At 72.5% G+C, this 17,970-nt stretch carries 17 protein-coding genes; 9 read left to right on the top strand and 8 right to left on the bottom strand.

Annotation, left to right across the window (positions count from 1 at the left end; all coding sequences use genetic code 11):
* The 5 genes from VK640_08480 to glnA form a co-directional block, all read right to left on the bottom strand.
* Positions 1 to 814 (bottom strand): hypothetical protein (locus tag VK640_08480; GenBank protein HTE73220.1); only part of this gene is annotated, 814 nt, incomplete at its 3' end.
* A gap of 161 nt (positions 815 to 975) precedes the next feature.
* Positions 976 to 2,286 carry an MFS transporter gene (locus tag VK640_08475; protein ID HTE73219.1) on the bottom strand — a complete coding sequence of 437 codons (1,311 nt, stop codon included), beginning with the start codon at positions 2,284 to 2,286 and terminating at the stop codon, positions 976 to 978.
* A 23-nt stretch (positions 2,287 to 2,309) separates the two neighbouring features.
* The gene (locus VK640_08470; GenBank protein HTE73218.1) at positions 2,310 to 5,318 is read right to left on the bottom strand and encodes a bifunctional [glutamine synthetase] adenylyltransferase/[glutamine synthetase]-adenylyl-L-tyrosine phosphorylase; all 3,009 of its coding nucleotides are present in this window, start codon (positions 5,316 to 5,318) and stop codon (positions 2,310 to 2,312) included.
* 11 nt (positions 5,319 to 5,329) lie between these two features.
* The gene (locus VK640_08465) at positions 5,330 to 6,154 is read right to left on the bottom strand and encodes a type 1 glutamine amidotransferase (protein ID HTE73217.1); all 825 of its coding nucleotides are present in this window, start codon (positions 6,152 to 6,154) and stop codon (positions 5,330 to 5,332) included.
* Positions 6,151 to 7,503 (bottom strand): type I glutamate--ammonia ligase, encoded by a 1,353-nt coding sequence (glnA, locus tag VK640_08460; GenBank protein HTE73216.1) that lies wholly within the window; start codon positions 7,501 to 7,503, stop codon positions 6,151 to 6,153. The genes VK640_08465 and glnA overlap by 4 nt, the downstream gene beginning before the upstream one ends.
* Before the next feature lie 233 nt (positions 7,504 to 7,736).
* Here glnA and VK640_08455 point away from each other — a divergent pair, with 233 nt between their 5' ends.
* From VK640_08455 to VK640_08430, 6 genes are all read left to right on the top strand, one after another.
* Positions 7,737 to 7,958: a hypothetical protein gene (locus VK640_08455; protein HTE73215.1), complete on the top strand. Its 222-nt coding sequence runs from the start codon at positions 7,737 to 7,739 to the stop codon at positions 7,956 to 7,958.
* 102 nt (positions 7,959 to 8,060) lie between these two features.
* Positions 8,061 to 10,583: an EAL domain-containing protein gene (locus VK640_08450; GenBank protein HTE73214.1), complete on the top strand. Its 2,523-nt coding sequence runs from the start codon at positions 8,061 to 8,063 to the stop codon at positions 10,581 to 10,583.
* A 21-nt stretch (positions 10,584 to 10,604) separates the two neighbouring features.
* Entirely contained in the window at positions 10,605 to 12,374 is a 1,770-nt protein-coding gene (locus tag VK640_08445) for an NAD+ synthase (GenBank protein ID HTE73213.1), read from the top strand.
* A 64-nt stretch (positions 12,375 to 12,438) separates the two neighbouring features.
* Positions 12,439 to 13,296, top strand: a complete 858-nt coding sequence (gene panB, locus VK640_08440) for a 3-methyl-2-oxobutanoate hydroxymethyltransferase (GenBank protein ID HTE73212.1) — start codon at positions 12,439 to 12,441, stop codon at positions 13,294 to 13,296.
* 49 nt (positions 13,297 to 13,345) lie between these two features.
* Positions 13,346 to 13,984, top strand: coding sequence for a hypothetical protein (locus VK640_08435; protein HTE73211.1), 639 nt, complete (start codon positions 13,346 to 13,348; stop codon positions 13,982 to 13,984).
* Positions 13,985 to 14,290: 306 nt separating this feature from the next.
* A complete protein-coding gene (locus VK640_08430; protein HTE73210.1) occupies positions 14,291 to 14,779 on the top strand; it encodes a hypothetical protein in 489 nt (162 codons plus the stop codon).
* A gap of 98 nt (positions 14,780 to 14,877) precedes the next feature.
* On the opposite strand, the gene VK640_08425 is transcribed toward VK640_08430, so the two are convergent.
* Positions 14,878 to 15,063 carry a hypothetical protein gene (locus VK640_08425; GenBank protein HTE73209.1) on the bottom strand — a complete coding sequence of 62 codons (186 nt, stop codon included), beginning with the start codon at positions 15,061 to 15,063 and terminating at the stop codon, positions 14,878 to 14,880.
* Between the two features lie 35 nt (positions 15,064 to 15,098).
* On the opposite strand from VK640_08425, the gene map reads away from it, so the two are divergent.
* Positions 15,099 to 15,950 (top strand): type I methionyl aminopeptidase, encoded by an 852-nt coding sequence (gene map / locus VK640_08420; GenBank protein HTE73208.1) that lies wholly within the window; start codon positions 15,099 to 15,101, stop codon positions 15,948 to 15,950.
* Here map and VK640_08415 read toward each other — a convergent pair.
* Complete coding sequence (locus VK640_08415) at positions 15,934 to 16,134, bottom strand: hypothetical protein (protein ID HTE73207.1); 201 nt, start codon at positions 16,132 to 16,134, stop codon at positions 15,934 to 15,936. The two genes, map and VK640_08415, sit on opposite strands and share 17 nt — an antisense overlap.
* Positions 16,131 to 16,565 (bottom strand): hypothetical protein, encoded by a 435-nt coding sequence (locus VK640_08410; protein ID HTE73206.1) that lies wholly within the window; start codon positions 16,563 to 16,565, stop codon positions 16,131 to 16,133. Before VK640_08410 ends, VK640_08415 begins: the two co-directional genes overlap by 4 nt.
* Before the next feature lie 96 nt (positions 16,566 to 16,661).
* Here VK640_08410 and VK640_08405 point away from each other — a divergent pair, with 96 nt between their 5' ends.
* The gene (locus tag VK640_08405) at positions 16,662 to 17,738 is read left to right on the top strand and encodes a sigma-70 family RNA polymerase sigma factor (GenBank protein ID HTE73205.1); all 1,077 of its coding nucleotides are present in this window, start codon (positions 16,662 to 16,664) and stop codon (positions 17,736 to 17,738) included.
* A gap of 2 nt (positions 17,739 to 17,740) precedes the next feature.
* The coding region (locus tag VK640_08400; GenBank protein HTE73204.1) for an anti-anti-sigma factor at positions 17,741 to 17,970 on the top strand (230 nt) is incomplete at its 3' end.

Here is a 17,970-nt window from a genome sequence, read left to right as displayed (position 1 = left end):
TCGGCTTGCTCTTGGGCACCCCGCCGTACCCCAGGATCTTCCTCGCCCGGGCGAGCAGCTGCATGGAGTACTCCGGCGTGCCCACCTGGGTGCCGTACTTGGGCAGCGGGTAGAGGTTGAGCGACAGCACGTCGGCGAACTTCCACGCCGGTACCCCGTCGACGCGGGCGAAGGCGAACTTGGTGATGCCGCGGATCTGTTCGCCGATGCGCGCCGCGAAGGCCGGGCCCACGACGATCGCCCCGGAGTCGGCCGCCTTGACGGCGTTGCGGGTCGCCTTGGTCAGCTGGGCCATCTGCAGGGTGGTGCCGGTCCAGAAGTTGGTGACGTTGGCCTCGTTCCACACCTGGTAGGCGTGGATGCCGCGCTTGCCGTTCCAGTTCCGGTACCGCTGCACGACTGCGGTGACGTAGCGGTAGAAGGCGCCAGGGTCGTTCGGCATCGCCGTCGGCACGGAGGCGTAGAACGAGGGCGTCATGCCGAGCACCAGGGTGACCTCGACGTTACGCGCCTGCGCGGCGTTGACGATCTGGTCGAGCCGGGTCCAGTTGTACACGCCCGGGGCGACCTCGATGTCACGCCAAAGGGTGCCGGTGTCCCACAGCCGGATCGAGCCGGTGCCGGCCCGCGACAGCGAGGCGAGCCCGGAGTCGTGCACCCCGAAGAAGCGCTTGTCGACCTTGACCTTGACGGCGGCGGCCGGCGAGGCCGGCAGCAGCACGGTCGCGAGCACGGCCGCGACGACCGCGGCGAGCAGCCGGACGGGCGGGCGCTCGGGGAGGCGGAGTGCGGGGGCGGGTCGGGCGATGCGCATGGTGCGGCGTCCTCGTGGTGGTACGGAAGGGAGGCTCACCCGGACACCGCTGCGAGCGGTGAGGTGGCCGCACCAGTGTGCCGGGTAGGCTGGCCGATCGCTGCCAATTCGGCGATTGTCGGCAATTGGTGCGTGTCGGATATCACCTCGTCGGCGGCGGCTCAGCCGGACGCGTAGACCCGCTGCGCCGCACGGCGCAGCGCACCGGCCGGCCAGGTGCGGTGCGCGGCACCCACCAGCGCCAGGCCGATGACGGCGGCCACGGTGACCGACACGGCCGGCGAGGCCAGGTCCGCCATCGCCCCGGCGAGCAGGAAGGTCGTCGCGGTCACCGTCGAGAAACCGGCCCCGGCCAGGCCGTTGACCCGGCCGCGCAGCGCGGCGGGGCTCATCAGGTTCACCGTCGTCATCAGCGGCACCATGAAGCCCTGGGACGCACCGGCGACGAACCACAGCGGCAGCGCGACGTACCAGGCCGGCGCCAGGCTGGTGAGCAGCAGCGGCGCGCACGCCGCCACCGCGAGCGGGAGGATCAGTCCCACCTGGCGCACCGGGTCGAGCCGGGCGACCAGCGAGGAGCCCAGCGCGGCGCCGGCCGGAAGGCTGGCCATCAGCGCAGCCCCGACGGCCGGCCCGGCCCCGTCGTCCCGGGCATAGGCCAGCGCGACCGCCTCGGGGGCGATGAGGAACACCGCTGCTCCCCAGGCCAGCACGACCAGCGCCTTGAGGGCCGGGTCGTCGAACACCAACCGCCACCCCTCGCGGAAGTCCGACACCAGCGTCTGGTGCTCGCCCTCCCGCCGCCCGCTCGCCGGACGCCACTTGAGGGTCACGGCCAGCACGACGAACGAGACCACGAAGGAGGCCACGTCGAGCAGCAGGCCGGCCCGCTCCCCCACCGCGACGATGACCAGCCCGGCCGCGAGGATGCCGACGACCTGGTCGGCCTGGTAGAGGGTGCGCAGCAGGCCGACGCCCACGATGTTCTCGCGCGGGTCCGGCAGCACGTCCGGCACGACGGCGCGGTGCGCCGCCTCGAACGGCGCGGTGAACGTCTCGGCCACCAGCAGCAGCAGGAGCAGCAGCCACACCGGCGTCGAGTCCACCGCGAGCAGCGCGATCACGCCGACGACCACCGCCCGGGCCAGGTCGCACGCCAGCATCACGACCTTGCGCGGCATCCGGTCGGCCAGGGTGCCCAGCAGCGCCGAGCCGAAGACCGCGGGCACGAAGCTCGCGACGAAGGCCAGCACCGCCAGGAAGGCGCTCTCGGTGCGCGCCAGCACCAAGGAGGCGAGGGCGACGCGGGCGACGTGGTCGCCGAGCTCGCTGGCGACCTGGGCCACGACCAGCCCGCGGAACTCCCGGTGCCGGAGCACGTCGCGCACCGTCGGTCGGCGGGCCGGCACCGGCGCGCCGGCGGCGGGCACCGGCGGTGGCACCGGCGGTGGCACCGGCGCACCAGGCGGCACGCCCGCTCCTCCGTCCGCCGCGCTCACCGGTAGAACACCCTCTCGACGACAGCCCTGGCCCGCCGGGTGGCTCGACGGTAGTCGTCCACGAGCTCCCCCGACGCGCCCGGAGGGTAGCCCAGGACGCGGGCCACCCCGGACAGCTCGCGCAGGTCGGTGGGCAGGCTGTCGCCCGGACGGCCGCGCACCAGCAGCACCGCGTTGCGCACCCGGCTGGCGGTCCGCCACGCGTGCGCGAGCACCTGGGCCTGGTCCGGAGTGACCAGCCCGGCCCGCCGGGCCGCTGCGAGCGCCTCGAGGGTGCGCGGGGTGCGCAGCCCGGGCAGCTCCGCGGCGTGCCGCAGCTGGAGCAGCTGCACGGTCCACTCGACGTCGGCCAGGCCGCCCGGACCGAGCTTGGTGTGCCGGGCCGGGTCCGCGCCGCGGGGCAGCCGCTCGGCCTCGACCCGGGCCTTGATCCGCCTGATCTCACGCACCGATGCCTCGTCCAGCCCACCCTCGCGGTAGCGCAGCGGGTCGACCAGCTCGACGAACCGGGCGCCCAGGTCGGCGTCGCCGGCGACCGGGTCGGCGCGCAGCAGCGCCTGGCTCTCCCAGACGTGCGACCAGCGGTCGTAGTAAGCGGCGTAGGACGCGAGGGTGCGCACCAGCGGCCCCTGCCGACCCTCCGGACGCAGGTCGGCGTCGACGGTCAGCGGCGGGTCGGGCGAGGGCACCGAGAGCAGCCGGCGCAGCTCGTGCACCACCGCGTGCGCGGCCTCGGACGCCTCCTGCTCCGCCGCCCCCTCGAGCGGCTCGTGCACGAAGAGCACGTCGGCGTCGCTGGCGTAGGACAGCTCGCGGCCGCCGAACCGACCCATCGCGATGACGGCGACCCTGGTCGGCAACGCGCCACCACGGGTCGAGGTGACCGACCGCACGGCGACATCGAGAGCCGACTGCACGGCGGCCGCGACGACGTCGGTGAGCGCCTCCTCGACCTGCTCGACGGTCGCGACGTGCAGCAGGTCGGCGGCTGCCACCCGGAACAGCTCGCGTCGACGGACCCCGCGCGCCACGGTGACCGCAGTTTCCGGGTCGTCGTGCCGCGCGACGGCGCTGGCCAGCTCGGCTGCCAGCTCGGCACGGGTCCCGGGGACCAGCTCGGCGTCGTCCGCGAGCATCCGCACCGCCTCTGGCGCCCGGCCGAGCAGCTCGACGGCGTACCTGCTGCTCGCCAGCAGCAGCGCCATCCGCTCCGCCACCGCACCCTCGTCGCGCAGGACCCGCAGGTACCACGGTGTGGTGCCGAGGGCGTCGCTGATCTGCCGGAAGGCGAGCAGCCCGCCGTCCGGGTCGGGCGCGTCGGCGAACCAGCCGAGGAGCACGGGGAGCAGCGTGCGCTGGATCGCGGCCCGGCGGGACACGCCCTCGGTGAGCGCCTCGAGGTGGCGCAGGGCGCCGGCCGGGTCGGCGTAGCCGAGCGCCTCGAGCCGCGACCGAGCCGCGTCCGGGGTCAGCCGGGCCTCGCCGGACGCCAGCCGGGCCACCGAGCTCAGCAGCGGCCGGTAGAACAGCTTTTCGTGCAGGCGGCGCACCTCGCGGGCGTGCCGGCGCCACTCCCGGTCGAGGTCGCCGACCGGGTCGGCGCGCAGCCCGAGCGAACGGCCGATGCGCCGCAGCTCGACCTCCGCCTCCGGCATGACGTGCGTACGTCGCAGCCGGTGCACCTGCAGCCGGTGCTCGACGGAGCGCAGGAATCGGTAGGCCTTGTCCAGCGAGGCGGCGTCGGCGCGGCCGACATAGCCGTACGTCGACAGCGACTCGAGCGCCTCCAGCGTGTTGGTGCTGCGCAGGGTCTCGTCGCTGCGGCCGTGCACCAGCTGCAGCAGCTGGACGGCGAACTCGACGTCGCGCAGCCCACCCGGCCCGAGCTTGAGCTCGCGGTGGCTGCTCGTGGTGGCCAGGGTGCCTTCGACCCGGCGACGCATCTGCTGGACGTCGGACACGAAGTCGGGCCGGTCGGCCGCCTGCCACACCATCGGGCCGACGGCGTCGACGTAGGCCTGCCCCAGTGCCAGGTCGCCCGCCACAGGTCGTGCCTTGAGCAGCGCCTGGAACTCCCAGGTCTTGGCCCACCGCTCGTAGTAGGCGACGTGGCTGGCCAGGCTGCGCACCAGCGGGCCGGCCTTGCCCTCAGGACGCAGCGCGGCGTCGACCGGCCAGATGGTGCCCTCGGCGGTCGTTGCGGAGCAGGCCCGCATGAGGGAGACCGCGAGCGCGGTGGCGGTGCGCAGCGCGGCCTGCTCGTCGACGCCCTCGGGCAGGTCGTGGGCCGGCTCGGCGACGAACACCACGTCGACGTCGCTCACGTAGTTGAGCTCGCGGCCTCCGCACTTGCCCATGGCCACGACCGCCAGCCGGCAGTGCCCGGCGTCGGCCGGCCCGACCTGGGCACGCGCGATCGCCAGCGCCGCCTCCAGGGTGGCGCCGGCCAGGTCGGCCAGCTCGGCGGCGACGTCCGCCACCTCGAGCCCGCCGCCGACGTCACGGGCGGCCAGCCCCAGCAGGGCGCCGTGGTAGGCGACCCGAAGCGCGTCGAGGACGTCGGGGAGCCGGTTGCTGGCGACCGGCGCCGGGCCGCCGGGGTCGGCGCCGACGGCGCGCAGCAGCCTCGCGCGCAACCCGTCGGCCGTCGGGCGGGTGTCCGGCTCGTCCTGCAGCAGCCGCCAGTGGTCCGGGTGCCGCGCCAGGTGCTCCCCCAGCGCCACGCTCGAGCCGAGCACCGCCAGCAGCCCGCCACGCAGCCGCTCGTCCTCGCAGAGGGCGGTGGTGAGCTCCCGGGGATCGGCGGCCGCGTCGAGCAGCCGGCCCAGGGCGCTCAGGGCGGCGTCGGGGTCGCCGACCGTGCCGAGGGTCGCCAGGACGCGCTCGTCGCCGACCAGGTCGCTGAGCTCATGCGACGCGTCGACCGTCGCCGCAGCGCGCGTCGGCTCGGTGAAGCCCACCCTGGCCAGCCGTGCTCCGGCGCTGGTGCCGCGTCCGGCTGCCACGGTGCCCGACGCTAACCCGTCGCCCCGCCGGGTGGCGCACCACGCCGGCCCAAGACGTCGTCAAGCAACGGCAAGGCCCCGGCCGCACCGGCGCCGCCGTCCGCACCGGCACCGGCCGCCCGGGCGGCGACCACCTCCCCGAATGCGCGGGCGACCGGCTGCCAGCTCTGCACCAGCCGCGGGGTCTCTCGCTCCACCTCGGCGACCAGGTCGGCCGGCTCCCGGCCGGCGGCGAGCAGCAGCGGGCTGTCCTCGCGGGCCCAGTCCGCGGCGATGGCCGGCGTCACCTCGGGGTGCCCCTGCACCCCCCAGGCCGCCGGGCCGAGCCGGAAGGCCTGGTGCGGGTAGGCCGGTGAGGTGGCGAGGAGCACGGCGCCGGGCGGCAGCGCGTCCATCTCCTCCCAGTGCCACTGCAGGACGGGCGTGCCGGGCGACACCGACGACAGGACCGGGTCGTCGGCAGCCGCCGGCGTCGGGTCGTTGGTGAGCACCCCCAGCTCGGGCCCGGCAGGTCCGCGCCGGACGCTGCCGCCGCAGGCGACGACGAGCAGCTCGGCGCCCAGGCAGATGCCGAAGGTCGGCAGGCCGTCGGCCACCGCTGCCGCCAGCAGGTCACGGGTGGGCGGCAGCCAGGGGCAGTCCGCGTCGTCGAGCGGCCCCATGGCGCCGCCGAGCACCAGCAGCCCGTCATAGGTCCGCAGGGCCTGGGTCGTGGGGAGCTCCTGCGCGGCGTACGGGTGCACGACCTCGAGCACGACCCCCTCGGCGGCGAGCCACTCCCCCCACCACCCGGGGCCGGTGCTTCCCTCGTGCTGGACGACGAGCAGGCGGCTCACAGTGCGGGAAGGTAGCGGTCCAGCTCGAAGGTGGTCACCTCACGGCGGTAGTCCAGCCACTCCGCGCGCTTGTTGCGCAGGAAGAAGTCGAAGACGTGCTCGCCGAGCGTCTCGGCGACCAGCTCGCTGCCCTCCATCCGGCGGATGGCCTCCGACAGGTTGGTCGGGAGCGGCTCGATGCCGAGGGCCTGCCGCTCGGCGTCGGTGAGTGCCCAGACGTCGTCCTCGGCGCCGTCGGGCAGGTCGTAGCCCTCCTCGATGCCCTTGAGGCCGGCGCCGAGCACCACCGCGAAGGCGAGGTAGGGGTTGCAGGCCGAGTCCGGCGACCGGATCTCGACCCGGGTGGACTGGCCCTTGGACGGCTTGTACATGGGCACCCGCACCATGGCCGACCGGTTGTTGTGGCCCCAGCACACGTAGGCCGGTGCCTCGCCGCCGCCGAGCAGCCGCTTGTAGCTGTTGACCCACTGGTTGGTGACGGCGGTGATCTCGCCGGCATGGCGGAGCAGGCCGGCGATGAACGACCGGGCAGCCTTCGACAGCTGGTAGGGCGCCCCCGCCTCGAAGAACGCGTTGCGCTCGCCCTCGAAGAGGCTCAGGTGGGTGTGCATGCCCGAGCCGGGGTGGTCGGTGTAGGGCTTCGGCATGAACGACGCCTGCACGCCCTGGCTGAGCGCCACCTGCTTCATCACGTGCCGGAAGGTCATGATGTTGTCGGCCGTGGACAGCGCGTCGGCGTAGCGCAGGTCGATCTCCTGCTGGCCAGGAGCGCCCTCGTGGTGGCTGAACTCCACCGAGATGCCCATGTTCTCGAGCATGGTGATGGCGTCGCGGCGGAAGTCGTGCCCGATGCCGTGGGCGATGTGGTCGAAGTACCCGCCCTGGTCCACCGGCGTCGGAGGCAGCCCTCGCCGCTCGCTGGTCGTGGCCGAGCCGTCCTTGAAGAGGAAGAACTCGATCTCGGGGTGGGTGTAGAACGCGAAGCCCATGTCCGCGGCCTTGGACAGCGTGCGCTTGAGCACCTGGCGCGGGTCGGCGTAGGACGGCGCCCCGTCCGGCATGACGATGTCGCAGAACATCCTCGCCGTGCCGGGCGACTCGGAGCGCCAGGGCAGGATCTGGAAGGTGCCGGGGTCCGGCCGGGCGAGCATGTCGGACTCGGCGACCCGCGCGAAGCCCTCGATCGCCGAGCCGTCGAAGCCGATGCCCTCGTCGAAGGCCCCTTCGAGCTCGGCCGGTGCGACGGCCACCGACTTGAGGAAACCGAGGACGTCGGTGAACCACAGCCGGACGAAGCGGATGTCGCGCTCCTCCAGGGTCCGGAGGACGAACTCTTGCTGCTTGTCCATGACGCGCATGGTGTCGCGCGGGTGTTTCCGCGGTGTTACAGGGTTGCGCCTGACGTCGTCCTCGCGGACGGTCCCTCGTCGCACGTCAAGATCGGCTGAACGGCCCCCCGGTCGCCAACTGTTCGGTTCGACATCCTTTGCCAACACCACGCCGGGTCATGGTCAGTCACACAATCAGTGGCGACGATCAATGACAGGAACGTGGAACCTCCCCCCACTCCCCTGGAGAAGACATGACCCGCACCGCCGCTCGCGCCCTTCCCTCCACCGCCGTCGCGTTCCTCCTCGCGCTGGCCCTCGCCGTCGCTGCCGTGCTGGTCGCCGGCACCGGCCTGGCCGGCTCGGACGACGCCGGAGCGACCTGGAACCGCGGCCCGGGCAAGGGCGCGACGTGGAACTCGGTCGAGGCCGCGACGTGGAACCGCGGCCCCGGCAAGGGCGCGACCTGGAACTGACCGGAGCGCCCACCGGCCCTCGCGGAGGATCTCCGAAGGTTTTACCCAGGGCAACCTCGCAAACCCGCAGCGTGACCGTCGAGCATGGCGCAGACTGCTGACGTGGCGGAACGTCCGCCGGGCGACCGGCTGATCTGGCTCGTGAGCGCCGGGCTCGCGACCGCAGGAGCGCTCCTGTGGTGGCGAGGCCTCGCCCTGCCCGAGAACGACCCGCACCTGTGGTGGCCGGCCGTGGCACTGGTCTTCGCCCTCAGCGAGCGCTTCGCGGTCCACCTGCCCTTCGGCCGTGACCTCCACAGCCTCACCTTCAGCATGGCGCCCATGGTGCTCGGGCTGTTCTTCCTCGACGCCGGAGAGCTGGTCCTGGCGGCCGTCCTCGGGATGCTGCTGACCCAGGCGGTCATCTACCGCAACCCGCCGATCAAGCTGGCGTTCAACACGGCCTCGATCTTCCTGCAGGCCTCGGTCGCGGTGGCGGTCTTCTCCGCCGTGGTCGAGGCGACCGGTGTCACCGCGAGCGAGCTGGACCCCGTCACCTGGCTGGCCGCGCTCGCGGCGACCGTGGCCGCCGACCTGCTCGGCAACCTCGCGCTGTTCGCGATCATCGCGATCCGCCAGGGCCAGTGGGACCTCGCCGAGCTCGGACGAACCCTCGCCATCGCTGCCGTCGGCACCGTCGTCGTCACCGACCTCGCCCTGCTGACCGCCCTGGTCATGGTCCGGGAGTCCCAGGGGCTGGTTCTGCTCGGCGTCGTGGCGGTGCTCTCCTTCCTGCTCTACCGCGGCTACCACGTGCAGCGGCTGCGCTACGGGCGGCTGCAGCTGCTCTACTCGTTCACGCGCTCGGTCGACCAGGCGCTGCAGGCCGGCACGGTCGGCGAGACGGTCACCTCGGAGGCGCGGACGCTGCTGCGGGCCGGGCACGCCGCCGTCCTCGCGTGCTCGCCGGACTGCCAGGGCACCTGGTACGCCGCGGCCTGCGACGGCACTCCCCTGCGGCTGGTCCGCGGCGGGAGCACCAAGGCCCACCACGAGCTGCGGGCCGCCGGTCACCTCGACGGCATGGCAGCTCCGCTGCGCGACGGGGGCGAGATCATCGGCGTCCTGGTCGTCGCCGACCGGCTCGACGACGTCAGCACGTTCGACCACGAGGACGAGCTGCTCTTCGAGGCGCTGGCCAGCCACGCCGGGGTCGCCCTGGCCAACTCCGGCCTGGTCGAGCGGGTCCGCGCAGCAGCGGAGGAGACCGAGCACCTCGCGCTGCACGACCCGCTCACCGGCCTGCCCAACCGGCTGCACTTCCAGCAGCGGCTCGAGCGGCGGCTCGCCACCACCGGCTCGGCCGCGGTCCTGCTCATGGACATCGACCGCTTCAAGGAGGTCAACGACACCCTCGGCCACGACGTCGGCGACCAGCTGCTCGCCGAGGTCGCCAACCGGCTTCGTGCCCTCGGCTCGGACGAGACCGTCGTCGCCCGGCTCGGCGGCGACGAGTTCGCGGTGCTGCTCGGCGGCGACGACGTCCACGTCGAGGGCATGGTGGCCCGCATCTTCCGCGACGTGGCCCGGCCGATCCAGCTCGGCGACGTCACGATCGACGTGTCGGTGAGCGTCGGGATCTCCGCGACCCCTCGCGACGGCTCCTCCGCCGCACTGCTCCTCCGCCGGTCGGAGGTCGCGATGTACGACGCCAAGGACGGCCTGAGCGGAGTCGCCCGCTACTCCCCCGACCGTGACCCCTACAGCTCCCGCCGCCTGTCGCTGATCGGCGACCTCGCTCGGGCCCTGGACGACGGCACCCTCGAGCTGCACTACCAGCCGCAGGCCGACCCGTCCTCCGGCCAGATCACCGGCGTCGAGGCGCTGATCCGCTGGACCCATCCGCTGTGGGGGCAGGTGCCGCCGGACGAGTTCATCCCGCTCGCCGAGCACACCGGGTTGATCCGACCGCTCACCCGCTTCGTCATCGAGACCGCCGTGCGGCAGTGCGTGGCCTGGCAGGAGGCCGGGACTCCGGTGCTGATGGCGGTCAACGTGTCGATGCGCAACCTGCTCGAGCCGGAGCTGGCCGACACGGTGGCCCGACTGCTCGTGCAGGCCGGCCTACCGGCGGCGCTGCTCAAGCTCGAGGTGACCGAGAGCGCAATCGTCGCCGAGCCGGAGCGCGCGGTGCAGGCGCTGGAGCGGCTGGTGCAGCTCGGGCTGTCGGTCTCGGTCGACGACTTCGGCACCGGCTACTCCTCGCTGACCCGGCTGCGCAGCCTGCCGGTGCAGGAGGTCAAGATCGACAAGAGCTTCGTTCGGCACCTCGCCGAGCGGCAGGACGACCTGGCCATCGTCCGCGCGGTCATCGGCCTCGGCCACGACCTCGGCCTGCGCGTGCTAGCCGAGGGCGTGGAGGACGAGCGCAGCTGGCGGGTTCTCGAGGAGCTCGGCTGCGACCTCGTGCAGGGCTTCTTCCTCGCCAGACCGATGCCCGCGGCCGCGATGACGATCTGGCTCGGCGACCGGATGTCGGGCTTCGCGACCCGGCTGCGCACCGAGCAGGAGGGCGACGACCAGCCGGCGCCCCGCCCCCTCGGCGGCGGCGCGCCCCGGCGCCAGGCTGGCCCGACGCGTCGCTGACCCGCTCACTAGGCTCGTGCTGTGCCGCAGCTGCGCCTCGCTCTCGCCCAGTTCGACCCCGTCGTCGGCGACCTGGAGGGCAACGCGCAGCGCATCGCCGACCTCGCCGAAGAGGCTGCACGGTCCGGGGCGCACGTCGTCGCCTTCCCCGAGATGGCACTGACCGGCTACCCGGTCGAGGACCTCGTGTTCCGGCGCTCGTTTGTCGACGCGTCCCGCCGGGCGATGGCCGACCTGGCGCGGACGCTCGGCGGCTCGGCGGCCGCGGACCTGCTCGTCGTCGTCGGCTTCCTGAACGGCATGCCGGACGCGCCGCACGTCCTCGGCACCCCGAAGGGCGCCCCGCAGAACGCCGCCGCCTTCGTGCACCGCGGTGAGGTCGTCGGGTGCTACGCGAAGCACCACCTGCCCAACTACGGGGTCTTCGACGAGTACCGCTACTTCGTCCCCGGGTCGTCGCTGACCGTCGCCCGGGCGCACGGCATCGACGTCGCCGTCGTCATCTGCGAGGACATCTGGCAGGAGGGCGGCCCGGTCGCCCGCACCCGCGAGGCCGGCGCGGGGCTGCTCGTCGTCATCAACGGGTCGCCGTACGAGCGGGACAAGGACGACGCCCGGCTCGACCTGGTCCGGCGCCGGGCCGCGACGGCCGGCTGCACGCTCGCCTACGTCAACATGGTCGGCGGGCAGGACGAGCTGGTCTTCGACGGCGACTCGATCGTTGTGTCCGCGGAGGGCGAGGTCCTCGCCCGGGCACCGCAGTTCGAGGAGGTGCTCCTCGTGGTCGACCTCGACCTGCCGGCGGCCACTGGTGGCGGAAGCCCGGTCACGGCCGCTGAGCCGGTGCGACGCGTGACGCTGTCGAGCGAGCCCCTGGCGCCGTACGACGCGGTGACCGCACGTGTCGCCCCGCGTCTGGTCGACGAGGCGGAGGTGTACGGCGCGCTGGTGACCGGTCTGCGCGACTACGTGGCCAAGAACGGCTTCCGCAGCGTGGTGCTCGGACTGTCCGGCGGCATCGACTCGGCGCTCACCGCCGTCATCGCGTGCGACGCGCTCGGCGCCGGGAACGTGTATGGCATCTCGATGCCGAGCAGCTACTCGAGCGACCACTCGCGCTCCGACGCCGACGACCTGGCGCGCCGCACCGGGCTCGTCTACTCGACGGTGCCGATCGCCCCGATGGTCGACGCCTTCCTCTCGTCGCTCGAGCTGACCGGGCTGGCGGAGGAGAACCTGCAGGCCCGGGTGCGCGGCACGACGCTGATGGCCCTGTCCAACCAGCACGGCCACCTGGTGCTCGCCACCGGCAACAAGAGCGAGCTCTCGGTCGGCTACTCGACGCTCTACGGCGACTCGGTCGGCGGCTACGCGCCCCTCAAGGACGTGCCCAAGACGTCGGTGTGGGAGCTGTCGAGGTGGCGCAACGCCGACGCCGAGGCGCGCGGCGAGACACCGCCGATCCCGGAGTCCTCCATCACCAAGCCGCCTTCCGCCGAGCTGCGTCCCGGCCAGCTCGACACCGACTCGCTGCCGGATTACGGCCTGCTCGACGACGTGCTGGACGACTACGTGGAGCAGGACCGCGGGTCGTCGGAGCTGCTGGCCGCAGGCTTCGCCCGTGAGCTGGTCGAGCAGGTGCTCCGGCTCACCGACGTCGCCGAGTACAAGCGCCGGCAGTACCCCCCCGGTCCGAAGATCTCCTACAAGGCGTTCGGCCGCGACCGCAGGCTGCCCATCACCAACCGCTGGCGCGAGCACGCCACGCCGCCGGTGCCCTCCAGCGACTGACGCGTGGCACCATGAAGGTGTCCGGGGACTTCACCAGGGAGCCTCGAGGCGACCAGGAGGACGCATGTCCGAGACGACTTCCCCCTACGGCTCCGGCCCGTCGGCCGCCGACGCACCGCCGCCAGCGAAGCGGGTCCGGCTCCACCACCTGAAGGCGATGAAGGAGCGCGGCGAGCGCTTCGCGATGCTGACGTCCTACGACCAGCTCACGGCCGAGATCTTCGACGAGGCGGGCATCCCGCTGCTCCTGGTCGGCGACTCGGCGGCCAACAACGTGCTCGGCTACGAGACGACGCTGCCGGTGACGGTCGACGAGCTGCTCCCGCTGGTCCGCGCCGTCGCACGGGGCGCGCACCGGTCGATGGTCGTGGCCGACCTGCCCTTCGGCTCCTACCAGGTGTCGCCGGCGCAGGCGCTCGAGACGGCCGTGCGGTTCATGAAGGAGGGCTCGGCCCACGCGGTGAAGCTGGAGGGTGGCGCGCAGGTGGCGCCGCAGGTGCGGGCGCTGGTCGACGCCGGCGTTCCGGTCATGGCGCACATCGGCTTCACGCCGCAGAGCGAGCACCAGCTGGGGGGTTACCGGGTCCAGGGCCGCGGTGACACCGGTGACGAGCTGGTGCGCGCCGCCCTGGCCCTGCAGGACGCGGGTGCCTTCGCGATCGTCCTGGAGATGGTGCCGGCCGACGTCGCCAAGCGGGTGACGGCCGAGCTGGTGATCCCCACCATCGGCATCGGCGCGGGCGTCGACTGCGACGGGCAGGTGCTGGTCTGGCAGGACATGGTCGGACTTCGCCGTGGACCCTTCCCCCGCTTCGTCAAGCACTACGCCGACCTCAGAGGCGCGCTGGGCGACGCCGCCCAGGCGTTCGCGGCCGACGTGCGGGACCGCGAGTTCCCGGGCGAGGAGCACACCTTCCACTGAGGGCGCGGCGGTCGGCCCGCGGGCGGGCCGCGCAGGGCAGCATGGCGGGGTGGACAGTGCCCGCGTCCTCCTGCTGAGGGAGGCGCTCGCCGGATCGGGATGGGTCGAGCGCACCGTGTCGTTCGCGTCGTCGCTGCGCCGGATCCGCGACCCCGGAGGGCTTCTCCTCGTCGGCACCCCCGACGAGGAGCCGTGGCACCTCGCCGCGCACCTCGACGACGAGTCGCGCATCTCGGGCATCGCGCAGCTGCAGCCCACGCTCGTCCGCTGGTCCCCGCCACCGGACGCACCGGCTCACCTGGCCGTCACGATGGCCCGCCTCGAGGCGGCACGACGCGGCGAGACGGTTTTCGTCGTCGCACCGGACGCACCACCGGAGTCACTGCTCGAGCGCGTCTCCGACGCACGACGCATCGGGGCGACCGTGCTGTCGATCGACGACGGAGACGACGACCTCGCCGGGCTCGCGCACGACCGTCTCGTCGTGCCGTCGGCTTCCACGCAACGTGTCGTCGTCGCGACCGAGCTGCCCGACGACATCGCCGGCGTCGGCGTCGGTGACGTCGACATCGACACCGTGTCGCACCTCGTGAGTGTCGCGGCCGGAGAAAACGTGTCGCGTCCGTCGATGCGCGATCGCATCGCGCGCATGCTCGATCGCGTGAGTGGTCCGCCACCAAGCACCTGACGCGCCGTCGCACGATGCGATGTCGGCGCGATCGAGAAAGCGTTGCACAGCAACGAGTTTCGATCCCTGTGTCACGCGACGTACGCACTACTAGAAGGCGAAGTCGACGGCGGCTGCGCGGTCCGCGCGACGTCCGTGCACACATCGACGCAGGTCGTGCGACGTGGTGCGCGAAAAACTGCTTGTGCGAAATGCTGGTAACCGTCGCCTGGTCGTGCAACCTTTTCATGAGACGTCGACCAACGGGTTCGGCGACAGATGCAGGAGGCGCGTGTGCCGGCAACAGAAGAAGACGCCACGGCGAAGGTGACTTCCGCCGCAAGCAGCTCGTCACGCAAGACGACAAGTGCTCGCACGACGAAGAAGGCGGCGAAGAAGTCGCCGGCCAAGAAGGCCGCGAAGAAGTCGACCGCCAAGAAGACCACCGCGAGGAAGACGGCCAAGAAGGCCGCGAAGAAGTCCGCAGCCAAGCGCACCACCAAGAAGTCGACTGCCAAGAAGACCGCAGCGAAGAGGTCGACGGCGCGCAAGAGCACCGCCAAGAAGACCACCGCGCGCAAGTCCGCGGCACGCAAGACCGCCAAGAAGGCGACCAGGAAGTCGACCGCGAAGAAGACGGCGCGCAAGAGCACCGCCAAGAAGACCGCAGCCAAGCGCACCACCAAGAAGGCCACGACCCGCAAGGCCGCGGCCAAGAAGGGCGCTGCCACCCGCGCGAGGAAGACCTCAGCGCGCAAGACCGCCGCCAAGAAGGGCGCCGCGACGCGCGCCCGCAGGGCGGCCAAGAAGAGTTGACCAGCACCTGACGAATGGAGGGGCCGCACCCGAGGGGTGCGGCCCCTCCGTCGTCAGTGCTGTGGTCAGCGCTTATTGTCGCCGGTACGGCGCTCCGGTCACTCGTCGTTCCAGCGGGGGTCCTTGTCCCACTGCTCGGTGCGCTCCGCGGCGTGGCTGATCGCCGCCGTGGCCTCCTCGCGGGTCGCGTAAGGCCCCATCCGCTCCGAGTTGGCGCAGCCGGTCCCCTGCTCGACCTCGTTGTGCTTGAGGCAGAACCACCACTGGTCGTCGTCATCGCTCATGGCGGCATCCTTCCCCGCAACTAGACTCCAGCACCATGCCTCTGCTCACTCCGGGCCGCATCTCGCCCCGGCGCCCGGTCCCCGACTCGATCCCGTGCCCCGAGTACGTCGACAAGCCGGCGCCGGCGCGGTTCACCGGATCGGAGGTCAAGGACTCCGACACCGTGGCCCGCATGCGGGTCGCCGGCCGGCTCGCGGCCGAGGCGATGGCCGAGGTCGCGCGGCACATCGCGCCCGGAGTCACGACCGACGAGCTCGACCGGGTCGGCCACGACTTCCTCGTCCAGCGGGGCGCCTATCCCTCCACGCTCGGCTACAAGGGCTTCCCGAAGTCGCTCTGCACCTCGGTCAACGAGGTGATCTGCCACGGGATCCCCGACAGCACCGAGCTGCGCGACGGCGACATCGTCAACATCGACATCACGGCCTTCGTCGGCGGCGTCCACGGCGACACGGACGCGACCTACCTGGTGGGTGACGTCGCCGAGGAGGACCGGCTGCTCGTCGAGCGGACCCGCGAGGCGCTGCGACGGGCGATCAACGCCGTGCGCCCGGGGCGTCCGCTCAGCGTGGTCGGCCGGGTCATCGAGTCGTACGCACGCCGGTTCGGCTACGGCGTCGTGCGCGACTTCACCGGGCACGGCATCGGGACGGCCTTCCACTCGGGGCTGGTGGTCCCCCACTACGACGACCCGCGCTACTCCACGCTGATGGAGCCTGGCATGACGTTCACCATCGAGCCCATGCTGAACCTGGGCACCCACGAGTGGGAGATGTGGGACGACGGCTGGACCGTGGTGACCGCCGACGGTAGGCGCTCCGCCCAGTTCGAGCACACCATCCTGGTGACCGACGGCGGCGCGGAGGTCCTCACGGTGACCGGCTGACGGAGCGGGCGTCAGGCCTCGAGGACCAGAGCCGCGCGTGCATCTCTCGCGCCCGCGGCAGCTCGTTCCGCGGGGTCGCCGGGAGGTCTTCCCAAGGCGAGTCGTCCAGCCAGCGCTCCAGCTGCTGCATGACGAGCAGGAAGCCGAGGGCGAGCCACGGACCCGCCAGGGCGAGGTAGATCACGACTCGGTGCCGGGATCGGCCGTCCGTCGGAGGGCCGACCCCAGGTCGGTCGGGCGCTTGGGCAGGTCTCGGCGCAGGCCCACGTTGAACTCCTGCACGGTGACCATCAGGCCGAGCAGGTTCACGTCGACGGGTCCGATGTGCACGAGGTGGGTCTCGGCGTCGGTCTCGACGAGGGCTGCGCAGGTGAGCCGTCGGCTGCACATACCGACGTGTGTCCCGTCCGCGTCGCGCAGCTCACCGGTGAAGATGCCGGCGGCAGCCAGCTGACCGAACTGGTTGACCAGCCGCTCCAGCCGGTACGACCCGGTGAACGTGCCGCGGCCGCCGGACGGGGCGGGGAACGTCCCGACCAGCTCGGCGTTCGTGCCGGGCGGGCCGGTGCCTGGCGCGGGTGAGCTCGACGGACTTCGGAACGGCAGAACGGTCATGGGTCTGCTCCTTCGGGGGTATGGCTGGACCGTGTCACCTATGAGGACGCCTTCGGCCGGCTCGGATGACGTGCCGCGGGGCGTACTGTTCGCGCCGTGAGCGCCGCGCCGTCGGACCCGGGGACGGGGCACCCGGCTAACCTCGACGTCGCCGCGCTGATCCCGATGGTGAGGCGGATCATCGGTGCCCGCGTGTCGGACCCGACCGCGGCGGAGGATCTCGTCCAGGAAACCCTCACGCGCGTCCTCGGGGCGGTCGAGCGGGTCGAGCCGGGCATGCTGGAGCCCTACGCCATCGTCACGGCCCGCAACGTCGTCGCCACGCTGTGGAAGGACAAGGACCGTCACCAGCGCAACCAGCACCGGGTGGTGGACCTGCGGCCCCCGGCGGCGCCGGACGAGGAGTTGTTGGCCCGCGAGGAGCGGGCCGCCGTCAGCGCGGCGCTGTCCCGCCTGCCCGAGGACGAGCGGGCCACGCTGGTCGCCCACGAGGTGGGCGGCAGGGACACCCGCTCGCTCGCAAGTGAGCTCGGCTCCTCGCCCGGCGCGGTGGCCGCCCAGCTGCACCGCACCCGGGCTCGGCTACGGGTGGAGTACCTGCTGGCTCTGGAGCAGAGGGAGCCACCGACCGATCGCTGCCGCCCCGTACTGCTGGCCATCTCCGGTGGTGACCGGCGCCGGCAGCGCGAGGTCGGGGCAGCACGCCACCTGCTGGAGTGCCAGGTGTGCGCAGACCTGAGCCAGCCGCTGATGGAGCGGGCGCAGCAGAGGGACACCGAGGTCCGCGTCGCCATCCGGACCGACGCCGACATCGTCACGGCGCGGCAGCAGGTCCGCGAGCTGGCGGCCAAGGGCGGCTTCACGGGTACGGAGCTCACGCTGATCGCGACGGCCGTCTCGGAGGTCGCCCGCAACATCGTCCGCTTCGCCGGCAGCGGAGAGATCTGCCTCGAGCTCGTCGAGGAGGACCGGCCGGGTGTGCGGGCGACCGCGCGCGACACCGGTCCCGGCATCGTCGACGTGGACGAGGCCATGCAGGACGGGTTCAGCACCTACCACGGACTGGGGTTGGGGCTTCCGGGAGCGCGCAGGCTGATGGATGAGTTCGCAGTGGCGTCCGAACCCGGGCGCGGGACCACAGTGACCATGACCAAGTGGCGTCAGGAGAGGTGACCATGACCGAGGACGACCAGGCCGACGTCGCGAACGAGGTCGCGGCGGATTTCCCGACGTTGGACCACGAGGACGAGGACCAGCTCCTGCCCCAGCTGGTGGCGCACCTGCGGGAGCACCGGACCAAGCTCCGCGAGGAGTGGTCCAACCGCATCCAGGACTCCCACCTGCTGCAGGCGATGACCCCGCAGGAGATGGGGGCGGAGACGACCTCGGTCTACGACAACTACGT

It is taken from the genome of Actinomycetes bacterium, from assembly GCA_035489715.1.
Lineage (GTDB): Bacteria > Actinomycetota > Actinomycetes > JACCUZ01 > JACCUZ01 > DATHAP01.
The sequence above is the reverse complement of the archived record's forward strand: the minus strand, read 5'-3'. Positions and strand labels throughout refer to the sequence as shown.